A 15,287-nucleotide genomic window follows, 5' to 3' on the forward strand; every position below is an offset into this window, starting at 1 on the left:
CACTGCCGGTAACGGTCAGGACGCGATGATAGTCAGCTCGATCCGAGCGGATCGACGCTCGAGCGCGCGGACGACTCGCGGACGACCCGACGACGGATCTTGCTCAGTCGAGTCGCGCCAGTCTGTTCATCGCGTACACCGTCCGCAGAACGTCCACGCTCTTCCCGCGGTCGAAGACGAGTTCGTCGGTCTCGAGGACGTGCTCTAAGGTGTCCTGGGAGGCATGTTCGGGCGCGGCGGCGATCCCCGCGTCGTGCTCGTCGGCCCACCTCATCACGCGCAGGTCGCTCTTCGAGTCGCCCATCACGAGCGAGAACGGGTCGTCGACGCCCAACACGTCCAGCGCGCGCTCGACGCCGACGACCTTGTTCAGTTCGAGGCTGCCAATCTCGGCCGCGTCGGCCTCGTAGTAGGCGACGTCGATCCGGTCGAGGATGTCCGTCAGCGGCTCGGGGACGGCGTCGGCCTCGAGGTCGGGATAGCCGCCCTCGCTCTCGAGGACGGCCCTGATCTCGGGGTCCTGATCGGCGTAGAAGGCGCGGGTCCAGTCGGTGACCGTCTCGCCCTCGAGTTCGATCGCTCCGTCGTCCCGCGACGCCTCGAGAGCGGTGCCGACGGCGTCGGCCAGCAGGTCGATCAGGTAGACCAGCGCCGTGTCGATGGTCTCCCGGGCCTTCGCGGAGCCGGTCTCGTAGTTTGGCTTCATCGTGACGTTGAACTCGTTGCCCTGCAGGTGACAACCCCGCCGGAGCTCCTCGGGGGCCTCGGGAAGGACCCGCGCCCGAACGTCGTCGAAGACGTCTCGGATCTCGGCGTCCAACTCCTCGTAGAGCAGTTGCTTCGTGTCGGCGCCGTGGCCCGGGGTGAACACGCCCGTCCCGGCCTCGTAGACGATCGAGAGGTTCCCCGAGTGGACGATTTCGCTGCCCAGCCCTTGAATGGCGAACCCCTTGACGTTTTCCAGGGTCTGGCCCGTACAGATGACGATGGGAACGCCCGCCTCGTGGAACTCCGTCAGGACGTGGAGCGTGTCGCGGGGGATCTCGTTGTCCGTTCCCCCCGCAGAGCGCAACGTCTCGTCAACGTCTAACACGAGGACGTTCACCGCGCGGCCGTACTTGGCCTCGAGGTCCAGCGCGGTGAAGGCCTGATCGCGGTCGGCGCGGGCGGCGACCTCCGCGAACGTCTCGCCGGCCGCAAAGTCGCCGCGGATCTCGTCCTTCCGCCGCTCGAGTTCCTCGTTGGCGCTCTGCCAGTGCTCGAGTGCGACCCGGGAGTCGATCGCCGGGAAGACGTCGACGAACGCCTGGTACTCCCGCAGCCGGTCCGTGTCGTACTCGTCGTAGAGTCGATAGACGAGATCGTATCGCTCCATGGGAGTTACTGGCAGGAGCAGTCAGATAATCGTTTTCAGTGAGGTGCGACTAGAGAATCGTTTTCAGCGCCAGCGACGACGCCCGGAACAGCACACTGTGTTTTTACTCGAATAGGAATAAATACTTAGTCCTGCGGTGCGTAGGCAGTTCACATGAAGGCTATCGCAGTCGAGCCCGGGGCGGGGACGCCGACGTTGATTGACCTTCCCGTCCCCGAACCAGCCCCCGGCGAAGCGCTCGTTCGGACGCTCCGTGTCGGCGTCGACGGCACCGACGACGAGGTCATCGCCGGCGCCCACGGCGGCGTCCCCGACGGCGACGATCGACTTGTTCTCGGTCACGAGGCCGTCGGCGTCGTCGAAGATGCCAACGGAACCGACCTCGAGGAGGGCCAGTACGTCGTCCCGACGGTGCGACGACCGCCGCCAGGTGTCGAGACGAACGTCTACTTCGAGCGCGGCGAGCCCGACATGGCTCCCGAGGGGGAGTACGTCGAGCGCGGGATCGTCGGCGCTCACGGCTTCATGGCCGAATACTTCACGAGCCCCGCGGACTGTCTCGTGCCAATCTCCGCCGACCTCGCACCGGTCGGCTTCCTCGTCGAACCGATCAGCATCACCGAGAAGGCCATCGAACACGCCGCCGCGACGCGGTCGGCGTTCGATTGGCGCCCCGAGTCCGTCTTCGTGCTCGGGAACGGCTCGCTGGGCCTGTTGACGGCGGCGATGTTCCGGACGACGATGGGCTACGATCGCGTCTACTGTCTGGGCCGGCGCGACCGACCGCACCCGTCGATCGACATCTTAGACGAGCTCGGCGTGACCTACATCGACTCCCGCGAGACGCCGGTTCCGGAGGTTCCCGAGGTCTACGAGCCGATGGACCTCGTCTACGAGGCCACCGGATACGCGAAACACGCCTTCGAATCGATCGAAGCGCTCGCACCCAACGGCGTCGCGGCCTTGCTGGGCGTCCCCAACGACTGGTCCTTCGAGGTCGACGGCGGCCGCCTCCACCGCGAGATGGTCCTGCACAACAAGGCCATCGTCGGCAGCGTCAACTCGAACCGCGACCAATTCGCGTCGGCCGTCGACACGCTCGCCGGCCTGCCGTCGTGGGTCATCGAAGACGTCGTGAGCGGCGTCTACGGCCTCGAGGAGTACGAACGGGCGTTTTCGGACCCGACCGACGACGCGACTGCCGACGACGACACGACTATAAAAACGGCCGTCGAATTCAGTAATATATGAAAAACGTCGACGACCTCATCGAGAGCGCGGCCGAGCTCGCAGCCCGGGGTCTCTCGAAGGGAGAGATCGCGGACGAACTGAACGTCTCCCGAGAGACGGCGAGTTGGCTCGTCGAGCGCAGCGACGCAACGACCCAACCCAGCGACCGACCGCAGAACGGTCCCGCGAGCCCCGGTGGCCCCCAGGACATCCACGTCGATTGGTCGGCGATCGGCCGGGACAGCAAACGCATGAGCGCGATCGCGGAGGCGATGGCCGACATGCTCGCCAAACACGGCGAGGACGTCGACCTGACGATCGGCATCGAGAAGGCCGGCGGCCCCATCGCGACGCTGGTCGCCCGGGAACTCGAGACCGATCTGGGAACGTACACCCCCGCGAAACACCAGTGGGAGGAAGGCGATATCGAGGACCTCGGCGGCACGTTCAGCCGGAACTTCGCGGGCATCCGCGACCGCGAGTGCTACATCGTTGACGACACGATCACCAGCGGTACGACGATGCGCGAGACCATCGAGGCCATCCGCGCGGAGGGCGGCGACCCGCTGGCCTGCATCGTCCTCGCGGACAAGCAGGGGCTCGAGGAGATCGAGGGCGTCCCCGTCTACTCGCTGTTGCAGGTCATCAGCGTTGGCAAGGAGGAGTGACGGGCCGCCGGATACCCGTCACGTCCGCGGCCGGAACCGGCCGCCGGGCCGGTAACTGATTATTTTCCGACCCGACGGCGCGAGGGGCGTCGCCGATTCCGCTCGAACTGATTCCGTCGCTCGCAGACGTTCGGAATCGGCAGATCGAACGCGCTCGAGATAATTCCTCGTCGCGGATGTCTTCGTAACCGATCGTTGCCGCCCTCGCGCTGTGGCTAGGTGCTGCATTCTCTTGGCGGTCAGTCCTCCGCACTTGAGTGAGGACTCACGATGACACGACTCACTCGCAGACGGTTGATCGCACTGAGCGGTACGGTCGGCCTCGCGACGTTGGCGGGGTGTGGCGACGACAGCGTCGACGAGGGACCGGGACCGCAGGCGCCGGAAAACGAGGAGTCGGAAACGCCTAACGACGACGCCAACGATTCCGAAGGCGCGTTTCAGGACGTCGAGAACGAGACCGACAGAAACGAGACTGATGGCGGGAACGAGACCGACAGAAACGAGACTGATAGCGGGAACGAGACCGACAGAAACGAGACTGATAGCGGGAACGAGACCGACGGATAACGCCTTCCCGTAGCTGTCCCGTCCCGTCACAGGGAGGCGGAAACGACGCTTCGCCGCCCTCGGAAGCGGGCGTGACGACCGCAGTGCGAGCGACCGTTCTCGAATCGGACGCACACGACTCCGTAGCGAACGCAGGGCGTGGACTTTTCGCCGCGAGGGCGTCAACTGGTATACAGATCACCGTCTCCGTGTGGCCCATCGCCGTCCCCGTCTGACGGTCGGCCCCGAGCGGATGTCGAGGACGTCGATGATCGCACGGATCCGAACACTCCACCCGTATTACCGACCGAACATGACACGAACACCGACGCGACGACAGTATCTGACCGCGAGCGCCGTGACCGGCATCGCCGCCTTCGCCGGCTGTATCGATAACTCCGACGGGGCCGACGAGCCCGACGAGAACGAAACCGACGACGAACGGGTCGAAAACATCGATTACACGAGCCCGAACGGTGAACTCGCGTTCGTCAGACCGGAAGACGGGGCCGAGGTATCGAACCCCGTCGCGGTCGAAATGGAAGTCGAGAACTTCGAACTGCGTCCGCCGGGCGAGGATACGGTCCCCGAGAGCGGAACCGGACACCTCCACGTCCTCGTCGACGAGGGCTGCGTCGAGCCGGGATACGTGATCCCCCTGGAGGACGGCTATTACCACCTCTCAGACGGCGGACGCGAGATCGAAATCGAACTCGAGCCGGGACAGCACGACCTCTGTGCGCAGGCGGGCGACGACATACACAACGCCTACGACATGACCGACGAGATCACGATCACGGTCACCGGGGGCGAGGGCGGGGGGAACGCGACCGAGAGCGGGAGCGAAAGCGGGGACGGGAACGAAACGGACTCCGAGAACGGAACCGGGAACGAATCCGAGGGCGGCAATTCGAGCGACGACTGATCGCGTGTTAGCCCCGATCTTCTGGCCACAGTACAGTCGCTGACGGCTGCTAGCGCTGATAAAAAGACGGATCGGTAGCGGACGAGTTAGCCGTGGATTCCCATCGCTTCGATCTGTTCCTGGTACCGGTTCCGGATGGTCACTTCCGTGACCTGCGCGACGTCGGCGACCTCTCGCTGGGTCTTCTTCTCGTTGCAGAGCAGCGAGGCGGCGTAGATCGCGGCGGCGGCGTAGCCGGTGGGCGACTTGCCCGAGAGGAGTCCTTCCTCGGCCGTCTTCTCGATGATTTCGTTGGCCTTGGTCTGGACTTCCTCGGAGAGTTCGAGTTCGGAACAGAAGCGGGGGACGTACTTTTTCGGGTCGACGGGGCGCATCTCGAGACCGAGTTCCTGCGAGATGTACCGATACGTGCGACCGATCTCTTTGCGTTCGACGCGAGAGACTTCCGAGATTTCCTCAAGGGAGCGCGGGATGCCTTCCTTCCGACAGGCGGCGTACAGTGCGGAGGTGGCCACGCCTTCAATCGAGCGGCCACGGATGAGGTCTTCTTTCAGTGCACGGCGATAGATGACTGAGGCGACCTCGCGGACGGACCGAGGGACCCCGAGCGCGGAGGCCATTCGGTCAATCTCGCTCAACGCGAACTGCAGATTCCGCTCCCCGGCGTCTTTGGTACGGATGCGTTCCTGCCACTTGCGCAGTCGGTGCATCTGACTGCGTTTCTTCGAGGAGATGGAGCGACCGTAGGCGTCTTTGTCCTTCCAGTCGATGGTCGTCGTCAGCCCCTTGTCGTGCATCGTCTGGGTCGTCGGCGCGCCGACGCGGGACTTCTCCTGTCGCTCCTGATGATTGAACGCCCGCCACTCCGGGCCGGGATCAATTTTTTCTTCCTCCACGACGAGCCCACAGTCTTCACAGATGAGCTCACCCCGGTCGGAGTCCTTTACGAGATTGTCCGATTCACACTCGGGGCAAGCGCGTACCCCTTCCTGATCCTCGGTCTCGTCCGTCTCACGCGTTCGCTCCCGCTGGCGGGTGGACCGTGTCATCGCACTTTTATAGTAGTATCACCATCGCATATAAATCCTTGGTCGGCGTTTTTCGCCACTGAGGAATATCGGCCGATATCGAGGTTTACAGCGCTTCAGGAGCAGGGTTTACGATTTGATACCGGAAAGACTTTATCCGATTCCGGCGGACATCGGCAACGAATGCCGGTCATCGAGTGCGACGTCGAGACGGCTCGAGCACGACTCGAGGAAGCAGGGGTGTCGGTCGAGTCCGGAAACACGGATCACGAGCGTTGGCGGGTGAGCCGCGGCTCTGCGACGGCCGTCGCCTACGACGACAAGGTCGTCATCCAGGGATCGAACCCGCAGGACCTCGAGGCGCTGTTGCGCGAGAGCGGCGGTCGCGCGCACGTCTACTTCGACGGCGGCTCGCGCGGGAACCCCGGCCCGGCCGCGATCGGTTGGGTGATCGTCACCGGCGACGGGATCGTCGCCGAAGACGGCGAGACGATCGGCACGGCGACCAACAATCAGGCCGAGTACGAGGCGCTGATCGCGGGCCTCAAGGCCGCCCGCGACTACGGCTACGACGAGGTCCACATCCGCGGCGACTCCGAACTGATCGTCAAACAGGTCCGCGGCGAGTACGACACCAACAATCCCGAACTCCGGGAGAAGCGCGTCACCGTCCACGAACTGCTCGGGGCGTTCGACGAGTGGACCCTCGAGTACGTCCCCCGCGAGGTCAACGAGCGCGCGGACGGCCTCGTGAACGAGGCCCTCGACGCCGCCTGATCCGGATCGCCCGTCGGCCGACGCGGACCGGCAAGGGAAAAAGTCCTCGAGTCCGTACGGATCGGTATGACTGACTCGAACGAATCGCTCGCCGAAACCGGCCCCGACTCCGACGACGGAAACGACGACCTCGAGACCACGGAACTCCCCGCGGACGTCGTCGACGAGGTCGAGCGGCTCACGCGGATCGCGCGCGAGACGCCCGACGAGAACGAGGCCGAAGCGCGCAGAGAGCGGCGCGCGACGCTCCTCTCCGAGTACGACTTCACCGCGCGGGTTCGCGACGACGACGGCACCGACGTGCTTGTCCTCCATCCCGCGGAATGGCACGACACCGAGCAGGGCGTCATCCGGACCGATCGGATCGCCGACCTCTCGCGCGCGATCGAGATTCCCCTCGAGGGGACGGGCGATCCGGACGACTGGAACGACGTCGCGGCGCACAACCGAGCGCTCGTCGAGCGCGTCCGTGAGGACCACGGCGACGTCCACGGCGACAACGCCGCGGCGCTCGCCGATTTCGCGAGCAATCACTACGCGAAGCGGATCGAGGAGCTCACGGACGCGGAGCTCCGGGAGTTCCGTACCGAGTACTTCGTGAGAAACGCGTGGCCGTCCGCCGAACAGCGGGAGGCGATCGCGGAATCGATCGAGCTGATCTCCGAGACGGCCGATCGCTCGGTCCCCGATCGTCGGGGCCGATAACCGCAATGAGCGGTTCTGGTGGAATCGCAGCCGTGGTCGTTAGTAGCTGTTCTCGACGATGTCGCGGATCTCGTCGGCGCGCTCGTCGTCGGTGACGATCTTCGAGAGCGACCACTGGATGCCGTCGAGGACGGCGTCGTAGCCGTCGTCGGTCAGCGAGTACTGGTTGGTTCGCTTGTCGAGTTCGCTCTTCTCGACCAGCCCGAGGTCGACGAGTTCGTCGAGGTTCGGGTAGAGACGCCCGTGGTTGACCTCCGTCCCGTAGTAGTCCTCAAGTTCGCGCTTGATCGCCAGGCCGTACATCGGCTCTTTGGCCAGGATCGTGAGGATGTTGGTCTGGAACGCGGTGAGTTCGCGTGCAATACTCTGTTCGCCGGTGATTGATTGTGCCTCTGACATACTTGTGCAAATGTCACCAGACTATTTAAGACTTGTCAACTAATCCCTCGTATACGCGATCGGCGACGAGCCGATCGGCTCTGCGACCGCCGGACACTGGTGGGTCTTGTCCGGATCTCATGTCGTGTATCTGGCAACCGTCGTCTATAATGTGACACTCGATTACGAAAGTACTTTTTGATCCACCGATGGAGTCTCCGGTACATGGTCAACCTCTGGGAAGACCTCGAGACCGGACCGAATCCGCCAGAAGAGATCTACGCCGTCGTGGAGTGTCTCAAGGGCGAGCGAAACAAGTACGAGTACGAGAAGGACATCCCGGGCGTCGTCTTAGACCGCGTGCTCCACAGCAACGTCCACTATCCGAGCGACTACGGCTTCATCCCGCAGTCGTACTACGACGACGAGGACCCCTTCGACGTGCTCGTCCTCGTCGAGGACCAGACGTTCCCCGGCTGTGTCATCGAAGCCCGTCCCGTCGCGCTGATGAAGATGGACGACGACGGCGAGCAGGACGACAAGGTCATCGCGGTTCCGAGCGAAGACCCGCGCTACGACCACATCGAAGATCTCGACGACATCCCCCAGCAGCAACTCGACGAGATCGACGAGTTCTTCGCGACCTACAAGAACTTAGAGGAGGGCAAGGAAGTCGAGACGCAGGGCTGGGAGGACAAGCAGGCCGCCTACGACGCGATCGAACACGCACAGGAGCTCTACGAGGAGAACTTCTAGACCTCCGTTCCCGCGGCTCGCCACACCGCTACGCCGTTTTTTTCGCCACGTCCGTCGATGCGTTCGCTCCGTCAGTCGTCACTGAATACGCGCGAGTTATGTTCGTCCGCGCGACTCATGCATTATGAGCATGGGTAATTTTATCCCCCTCGCAGTGGTACGTCTATTCGTCATGGCAGCCACCAACCCGTCCGCACGAACGCCCGACGACGACGCCGACGTCCCCGAGTCCGGCGTCGGTATGGCCCATCTGACGGTCGTTCCCGAAAACTTCGATCCGACCGAGGGCGACGAGGACGAGTAAGTTCACTGCGCCCGTCGCGGTCCTCGAGTCAGTCGTTCGAGCGGTCATCGCATCGCTGTCCGGGCTCGGCCGCCGTTTCCGGTTTCGGTTGCCACCCCACGCCGGCACCGTTCGAGCCTCCACGTGAATCAATGTCAGATCTTCTCAATACAGTGTCTCGAAACGAAGGTTCTTGTATGCGGTCGAACTACGCACGTCCATGGGTCTGTTCGATCGACTGCGGGGCGACGACACCCCCCGTGTCGCATTTATTGGGGTCGATGGCGTGCCGTATAGTCTCCTCTCGGAGAACGAAGAACTGTTCCCGAACTTCGCCGCGATCGCCGAAGAGGGTACGGCCGGCGAGATCTCGAGCATCGTTCCGCCCGAGTCCAGCGCCTGCTGGCCGTCGCTGACGACCGGGGTCAACCCCGGCGAGACCGGCGTCTACGGCTTTCAGGACCGCGAGGTCGGAACCTACGACACGTACGTTCCGATGGGCCGGGAGGTCCAGGCCGACCGCGTCTGGGACCGCGTCCAGGAGGACGGCCGCAAGGCGACGGTGCTGAACGTTCCCGTCACTTTCCCGCCCCAGCGCAACGTCCAGCGGATGGTCTCCGGGTTCCTCTCGCCGGGGCTGGAGAAGGCGGCCTACCCCGACGACGTTCGCGACTACCTCGAGACGCTGGACTACCGGATCGACGTCAATCCGAAACTCGGCCATCAGGAGGACAAATCGGAGTTCATCGAGGACGCCCACGCCACCGTCGACGCGCGCTTTGAGGCGTTCAAACACTACATCGAGGAGGACGACTGGGACCTCTTCTTCGGCGTCTTCATGACGACCGACCGGGTCAACCACTTCCTCTTTAAGGACTACGAGCGCGACGGCGAGTACAAGGACGAGTTCATCGAGTTCTACCAGAAGGTCGATCAGTACATCGGCCGCCTGCGGGACGCGCTCCCGGAGGACGTCACCATGATCGTCGCCTCCGACCACGGCTTTACGAGTCTCGACTACGAGGTTCACTTCAACGAGTGGCTCCGAGAGGAGGGCTGGCTCTCCTTCGGGACCGACGACCCCGAGGAACTCGGCGACATCGCCGACGACACTAAGGCCTACTCGTTCATCCCGGGTCGGTTCTACATCAACCTCGAGGGCCGGGAACCGCGCGGCTCCGTCCCCGAGGACGAGTACGACGAGGTTCGCGACCAGCTCAAGGCCGATCTCGAGGCCCTCGAAGGGCCCGACGGCAACAAGGTCGTCGAGCGCGTCGTCGAGAAGGAAGAAGCCTTCCGCGGCGACCACGACGACATCGCGCCCGATCTGGTCGCGATCCCGAACAAGGGCTTCGACCTCAAGTCCGGCTTCAAGGCCGATTCGGACATCTTCACGACCGGGCCACGAAACGGCATGCACAGCTTCGACAACACGTCGCTGTACATCGACACTCCCGAAGCCACGATCGGTGACGCCGACCTCTTCGACATCACGCCGACCATCCTCGACCTGCTCGAGGTCGAGTACAGCCGCGGCGAGTTCGACGGCGCGAGCCTGCTCTAGGCCCGCGGCGTCGCTCTCGAGTCCGTCCGCGTCCCGAACCCAATTCGAGCCCGTTTTCCGCCCGGCAACGAACCGGCGGGTATGGAAGAGATCATCCGCGCTCGAGGCCACGAGAACGTCTCCGCCGAGCACGCGAGCACGTTCGAGGTAACGACTGACGACTATCTCACTCCCGCCGGGGACTGCATCCTCGCCGTCGAGGCCGACCGTGCGCCCGCCGACTTCGATCCCGAGTTCGTCGAGGCCTGTCGGGACCGCGAGGCGACGATCGCGTTCACGATCGAAGCAGGCGGTTATACGGAGACCGTCGAGGGACGGGGGGATCCCGACCTCGAGTTCACTAACGAGCGCAGCGCGGTCGGTCGGACGAGCGACTACGTCGACGACCGGACGATCATGAACGGCGCCGAGTTCGCGGCCGAGGGATTCGACCGCGACCTCGTCGACGCGCTGGCCGACGGCGCCGAGGCGACGGTGACGATCAGCGTCGAGTGACCGGACCGGGAGGTGACCCCCGGCGGAGCCGGAACGCTCTCTCGTCAGAACTACCAGTCGCGTACGACGAGTGGTCGGAGCGATCGCGTTTTCGACTCTCCTCGTGCTGTCGTATCTGTCGCTCGTCCAGCCGCTCGTTCTCGCCCACGAATCGGCATACACACGTATCGACGGGACTGACAGAAAGCGTCGGAAAGATGGGTATCTCCGCGGGGGAGAGTCTTCCTTCGATCACGCAGCGGGGAGCGTGAACGAGAAGGTCGACCCCTCGCTGGGTTCGGAGTCGACCCAGATGTCGCCGCCGTGGCGCTCGACGATCCGCTGGCAGAGCGCCAGTCCGAGTCCCGTGCCGTCGTACTCGTCGCGACTGTGAAGCCGATCGAAGACGGTGAATATCCGGTCTTGATCGCCCGGTTCGATGCCGATCCCGTCATCGCGGACCGAAATCACGTACTTCTGCCGCCGTGGTTCCGCATCTATGTGGATCCGCGGCGGCTCGTCGCCGCTGTACGTGAGCGCGTTGTCCAGCAGGTTCTGGAGGAGTTGGCGGAGTTGGCTCTCGTCGCCCTCCACGCGAGGGAGTTCGGCCGTCGTGATCTCGGCGTCGGTCTCCTCGATTTCGATCTGGAGATCCGTGAGCACCTCGTCCAGAACCGTGTCCAATTCGACCGGTTCGAACGGATCGCCCCGCGTTTCGACCCGCGAGTACGCGAGCAGGCCGTCGATCATCTCGCGCATGCGGTCGGCCCCGTCGACGGCGAACTCGAGGAACTCTTCGCCGTCCTCGTCGAAGGCGTCGCCGTACCGACTTTCGAGCAGCTGGAGGTAGCTCGTCACCATCCGAAGCGGTTCCTGTAAGTCGTGGGAGGCGGCGTACGCGAAGTGTTCGAGGCGCTCGTTCGACTGCTGGAGCCGGTCGACCGTCTCCTCTAGCTCCCGCTCGTACTGCTGGCGCTCGAGTTCGTAGCCGATGCACTGCCCCAGGAGATCGAGGAACGACCGCTCGGTCTCGGTGAACTCCTCTCGCGGCACGGTATCAGTGAAGCAGACGGTGCCGTAGACGTCGTCGTCGACGATCACCTGCGTCCCGGCGTAACACCGGAGGTCGAACTCGTGGTAGAGCGCGTCGCCGTCCCAGCCGGCCGCTCCGGCGTCGGCGACGCTGATCGAGTCACCGGTGTCGACGACCCGACGGGAGTAGTTGTCCGTCAGCGGCGGCGTGAGCGTTCCCTCGTCGAGATCGGGGTGAGAACCGTGCATGTGTTCGATCTCGAACGCGTTCGTGCGTTCGCGGGTCAGCATTCCCACGGGGAGGTTGAGTCGGTCACAGCCCACCTTGAGCAGGCGGTCGATCTTCTCGTCGGCGGCGAGATCCACATTGGCGGTGATGTCGTACAGTTCCCGCTGCGATTCGTTGTGCTCGCGGCGCTCGATCTCGTAGCTCACCCACTGCCCCATCAACTCGATGAACGAACGCTCGGCCGCCGAGAACGGGTTATCACGCGGATCGGTGCTCCCGAACCACAGCGTGCCGTACGGCGTCGAGCCGCTCGTGACCTTCGTCCCGAGATAACTCGTCATCCCGAACTCTCGGTAGATCGTATCCTCGGTCCAGTGGGTACCCCGTACGTCGGCCATTTCGACGGGGTCCTCCTCGGAGATGGTTCGACGGCAGAAACAATTGCTATCGGGATCGGTCCACAACTCCTCGTCGGGGTCGAGGCCGAGACCGACGCCCTTCTCGAGTCGGAACGCGCCGTCCCACGACGGCAGGTGGTTCAGGCCGCCCATCTCGAGGCCGAATCGGTCGCGACCCAACTCGAGCAGCCGTTCGAGTTTCTCGTCGAACGAGAGGTCGGGATCGGCGGTGATCTCGTAGAGGTCTCGCTGGTATCGCTCGTGTTTCTTGCGCTGTTCGATATTCCGTACGCTCGCGAGAACGAGTTCACGTCCGTCCAGTGTGATTGACGAGGCTGCGATTTCTGCCGAAATATCGTGACCGTTTTTGCGACGACAGTGGAGATCCTCGGTCCATGCAGATCCGGTCTCGCGGACCTCATCGAGGAACGCGCGGAACTGCTCCAGTTCGTCGGGATGCAGGTCTGATGGGGCGATCGACGACAGTTCATCGCGCGTATACCCGGTCATCTCGCAGGCGGCCGAGTTCGCGTCAACGTATGCGTCCGTTTCGGGGTCGATGACGAAGATGCCGTCGTCGCTCTGCTCGAACACCGTCTCGAAGCGATCCTTCGTCTGTCGGAGTTCCGCCTCGCGCTCCTTGCGCTCGGTGATGTCGACGAGAGTGACGACTGCACGACGCACCTCGCCGGCCTCGTCTCGGACCGGCATCCCGTGATTGAGGACCGTCCGCCGCTCCCCGTCAAATCCTTCGATCTCGATCTCGTCCGGATCGACCACCTCCTCGCCTCGGAGCGCTCGGGCGAGCGCCCACTCATCGGGATCGACTGGTTCACCCGTGTCCGCCCACCACCCGTCGTACGCCTCGTACTCGGCGACCGAGTCGGATTCGGCGACTTCACCGCCCCAGATCTCTTCGGCGGCCTCATTCCACTCGACGATCTGCCCGTCGCCTTCGGCGACGAATACGGCGACCGGGAGCACATCGATGAGCGCCTGGAGTTGGTTTTTGCTCTCTTGAAGCGCCTGCTGGCGTTCCTTTTGCTCGGTGATATCGCGCGTCAGCGCCACGTGAACGGTCGTCCCGTCGGGGCGCTGGAGCGACTCCGCGTGCGATTCCATCTGTCGACGCGTACCCTCCAGTCCGATGATATCGAACTCTAGCGTCCCGCGTTCGCCCCGACAGATCCGCTCGTTGAACTCGCGGAACCGCTCGCGGTCCTCGGGGGCGATCAGGTCGTAGACGCACTCGCCGACGACATCCGACGCGGCGTCTGCTTCCACCATGTCGAGTCCGGCGGGGTTCATCTGAAGCAGGGTCCCGTCGGGAGCGACGGTCTTGATGCATTCGGGCGTGGTTTCGATGAGCGCGTTCAGATGCTCCGTTCGCTCGCGCAGCTCCCGCTCGCGCTGTTGGCGCTCGAGTTCGTATTTCACCCACTGCCCCATCAGTCGATGGAACGTGCGCTCCTCCTCGGAGATCGAGGCGTCGCGGGATTCCTCGGTGACGAAAAAGAACGTTCGATCGTGGTCACCATCGACGGGGATACGGGTACCGAGATAGGTGCGTACGTCGAACTCGGCGAAACAGGCCGCGTTCTCGAAGCCGCTATCGACGGGATCGGTGATCTCGACCGGGTCCGGAATGTCGTCGTCCGATCCCGCGTCACTGTCGGCGACGACTCGGCAATAGGTCTCCGAGAGGTCGAGTCGCGCCCCGGGAACGAGGTGGTCGTGTTCGCCGCTAACTGCCTCGACCTCGAACAGATCGCTCTCCGGATCGACCCGGGCCAGCCCGCCGAGGTCGAGATCGAACCGTTCGCACCCGACCTCGAATAGCGCGTCGAGTTTCTCGTCGAACGAGCGGTTGGCGTCCGACATAATTTCGTACACCTCGCGCTGGTAATGCTCGCTGGTCTCGATCGTCAACCGCGCGTCGGTCCGATCGACCAATGTCTCTAACTTCCGGTCGATCTCGCGCGATACTCGGTCGGGGCCGAAGTATTCCTCAGGTGGTGTGTAGTAGAGGTTCTGACATATAGTGCCATCGTAGACGAGATAGGGATGGGTCTTGAGGACGTCGTGGACGACGTCTGCCGGAAACCGGTCGCGATTGTACTGGCAGAGGACCGTGTAGTCCTCGCCCTCGTAGTGCGGGTTGAGCAACGCTTCGTACTCGCAGAGTCCGTCGAAGTCGGCGTCGGTTTCGAGCGCCCACGTCATTTCCGCGGCGGCTCTGAGCCCCGTGAACTCGTCCGCCGTCGCGTCCGCGAGCGTCTCCTCCCAGAACGACAGCATCGCTTCGCGGTCGAACTCGCCGGTCCGTCGATAGGTCTCCGCCTCCGTGTGCACCGACAGCGCCCCTGACTCGAGCGCGGCGTCGACGTCGACGTCGCGGGCTCGCATCGCATCGAGCACCTCGTCCGTGGTGTTGTCGTCGGCGACGTAAACACACCGTTCGCCGCGCTCGAGACCGTCTCGGATGAACGGGACGACCGCCTCGAACTGTTCGGCCCGATCCTCGTAGAGGAGAGCGAGGTGGTCGGTGTCCTCGTGTCCATCGAGCGGTTCAACGGGGCCCCGGAGCGCGGAACGCGATTTCGAGGGGGTGAACCTGCCCCCGAGATCGGGCGCGGTGCGCTGATCGGTCTGATCTGATAGCTGGTTACTCATAGGGAGTCTCGTGGTCGCCCGGAACGCGTTAGCTCGTCCGTGAAATCGATATACTCGCGGACGTCTGTTACTATCCGGGGTCTGTTCATTACTCGAGTCGAAGAGGACGACGATGAAAAGAGTACCGTCGGTCGTGTACTCGCGGTATGGCGTCCCGAAAATCGGCAGACGCTTCTCCGATAGCGGTACGAGCGTTTCGATGGGTGCAAATCCGGTATACACACGTATCGCCGAGACGTAGCC

Annotated in this window: 14 protein-coding genes; 10 read left to right on the forward strand and 4 right to left on the reverse strand. The window is 63.8% G+C overall.

Annotation, left to right across the window (positions count from 1 at the left end):
• Window positions 1–103: 103 nt before the first annotated feature.
• Window positions 104–1,375 carry an HAD family hydrolase gene (locus tag HTUR_RS12760; RefSeq protein ID WP_012943734.1) on the reverse strand — a complete coding sequence of 424 codons (1,272 nt, stop codon included), beginning with the start codon at window positions 1,373–1,375 and terminating at the stop codon, window positions 104–106.
• 153 nt (window positions 1,376–1,528) lie between these two features.
• Here HTUR_RS12760 and HTUR_RS12765 point away from each other — a divergent pair, with 153 nt between their 5' ends.
• The 4 genes from HTUR_RS12765 (at window position 1,529) to HTUR_RS27405 (ending at window position 4,747) form a co-directional block, all read left to right on the forward strand.
• Window positions 1,529–2,626 carry a glucose 1-dehydrogenase gene (locus tag HTUR_RS12765; RefSeq protein WP_012943735.1) on the forward strand — a complete coding sequence of 366 codons (1,098 nt, stop codon included), beginning with the start codon at window positions 1,529–1,531 and terminating at the stop codon, window positions 2,624–2,626.
• Window positions 2,623–3,273, forward strand: a complete 651-nt coding sequence (gfcR, locus tag HTUR_RS12770; protein WP_012943736.1) for a transcriptional regulator GfcR — start codon at window positions 2,623–2,625, stop codon at window positions 3,271–3,273. Before HTUR_RS12765 ends, gfcR begins: the two co-directional genes overlap by 4 nt.
• A 270-nt stretch (window positions 3,274–3,543) precedes the next feature.
• Entirely contained in the window at window positions 3,544–3,843 is a 300-nt protein-coding gene (locus HTUR_RS12775; protein WP_012943737.1) for a hypothetical protein, read from the forward strand.
• Window positions 3,844–4,135: 292 nt separating this feature from the next.
• Window positions 4,136–4,747: a DUF4399 domain-containing protein gene (locus HTUR_RS27405; RefSeq protein WP_187291455.1), complete on the forward strand. Its 612-nt coding sequence runs from the start codon at window positions 4,136–4,138 to the stop codon at window positions 4,745–4,747.
• An 86-nt stretch (window positions 4,748–4,833) separates the two neighbouring features.
• On the opposite strand, the gene HTUR_RS12785 is transcribed toward HTUR_RS27405, so the two are convergent.
• Window positions 4,834–5,796, reverse strand: a complete 963-nt coding sequence (locus HTUR_RS12785) for a transcription initiation factor IIB (protein ID WP_006108914.1) — start codon at window positions 5,794–5,796, stop codon at window positions 4,834–4,836.
• Window positions 5,797–5,958: 162 nt separating this feature from the next.
• Here HTUR_RS12785 and rnhA point away from each other — a divergent pair, with 162 nt between their 5' ends.
• Both rnhA and HTUR_RS12795 read left to right on the forward strand, forming a co-directional pair.
• Window positions 5,959–6,552, forward strand: a complete 594-nt coding sequence (rnhA, locus tag HTUR_RS12790; protein ID WP_012943739.1) for a ribonuclease HI — start codon at window positions 5,959–5,961, stop codon at window positions 6,550–6,552.
• Between the two features lie 66 nt (window positions 6,553–6,618).
• Window positions 6,619–7,257 carry a DUF7108 family protein gene (locus tag HTUR_RS12795; protein ID WP_012943740.1) on the forward strand — a complete coding sequence of 213 codons (639 nt, stop codon included), beginning with the start codon at window positions 6,619–6,621 and terminating at the stop codon, window positions 7,255–7,257.
• A gap of 39 nt (window positions 7,258–7,296) precedes the next feature.
• On the opposite strand, the gene HTUR_RS12800 is transcribed toward HTUR_RS12795, so the two are convergent.
• Window positions 7,297–7,656 (reverse strand): PadR family transcriptional regulator, encoded by a 360-nt coding sequence (locus HTUR_RS12800; protein ID WP_012943741.1) that lies wholly within the window; start codon window positions 7,654–7,656, stop codon window positions 7,297–7,299.
• 204 nt (window positions 7,657–7,860) lie between these two features.
• Here HTUR_RS12800 and HTUR_RS12805 point away from each other — a divergent pair, with 204 nt between their 5' ends.
• The 4 genes from HTUR_RS12805 (at window position 7,861) to HTUR_RS12815 (ending at window position 10,733) form a co-directional block, all read left to right on the forward strand.
• Window positions 7,861–8,391 carry an inorganic diphosphatase gene (locus tag HTUR_RS12805; protein ID WP_008894506.1) on the forward strand — a complete coding sequence of 177 codons (531 nt, stop codon included), beginning with the start codon at window positions 7,861–7,863 and terminating at the stop codon, window positions 8,389–8,391.
• A gap of 172 nt (window positions 8,392–8,563) precedes the next feature.
• Window positions 8,564–8,695 carry a hypothetical protein gene (locus HTUR_RS28465; RefSeq protein WP_264183057.1) on the forward strand — a complete coding sequence of 44 codons (132 nt, stop codon included), beginning with the start codon at window positions 8,564–8,566 and terminating at the stop codon, window positions 8,693–8,695.
• Between the two features lie 199 nt (window positions 8,696–8,894).
• Window positions 8,895–10,238 (forward strand): alkaline phosphatase family protein, encoded by a 1,344-nt coding sequence (locus HTUR_RS12810; protein WP_012943743.1) that lies wholly within the window; start codon window positions 8,895–8,897, stop codon window positions 10,236–10,238.
• An 81-nt stretch (window positions 10,239–10,319) separates the two neighbouring features.
• Window positions 10,320–10,733 carry a DUF371 domain-containing protein gene (locus HTUR_RS12815; RefSeq protein WP_012943744.1) on the forward strand — a complete coding sequence of 138 codons (414 nt, stop codon included), beginning with the start codon at window positions 10,320–10,322 and terminating at the stop codon, window positions 10,731–10,733.
• Between the two features lie 231 nt (window positions 10,734–10,964).
• Here HTUR_RS12815 and HTUR_RS28560 read toward each other — a convergent pair whose 3' ends face one another.
• On the reverse strand, window positions 10,965–15,044 hold the full coding sequence (locus HTUR_RS28560; RefSeq protein WP_012943745.1) for an MEDS domain-containing protein: 4,080 nt from the start codon (window positions 15,042–15,044) through the stop codon (window positions 10,965–10,967).
• Between the last annotated feature and the right edge of the window lie 243 nt (window positions 15,045–15,287).

The sequence above is a fragment of the Haloterrigena turkmenica DSM 5511 genome (genome assembly GCF_000025325.1).
Taxonomy (GTDB): Archaea; Halobacteriota; Halobacteria; order Halobacteriales; family Natrialbaceae; genus Haloterrigena; species Haloterrigena turkmenica.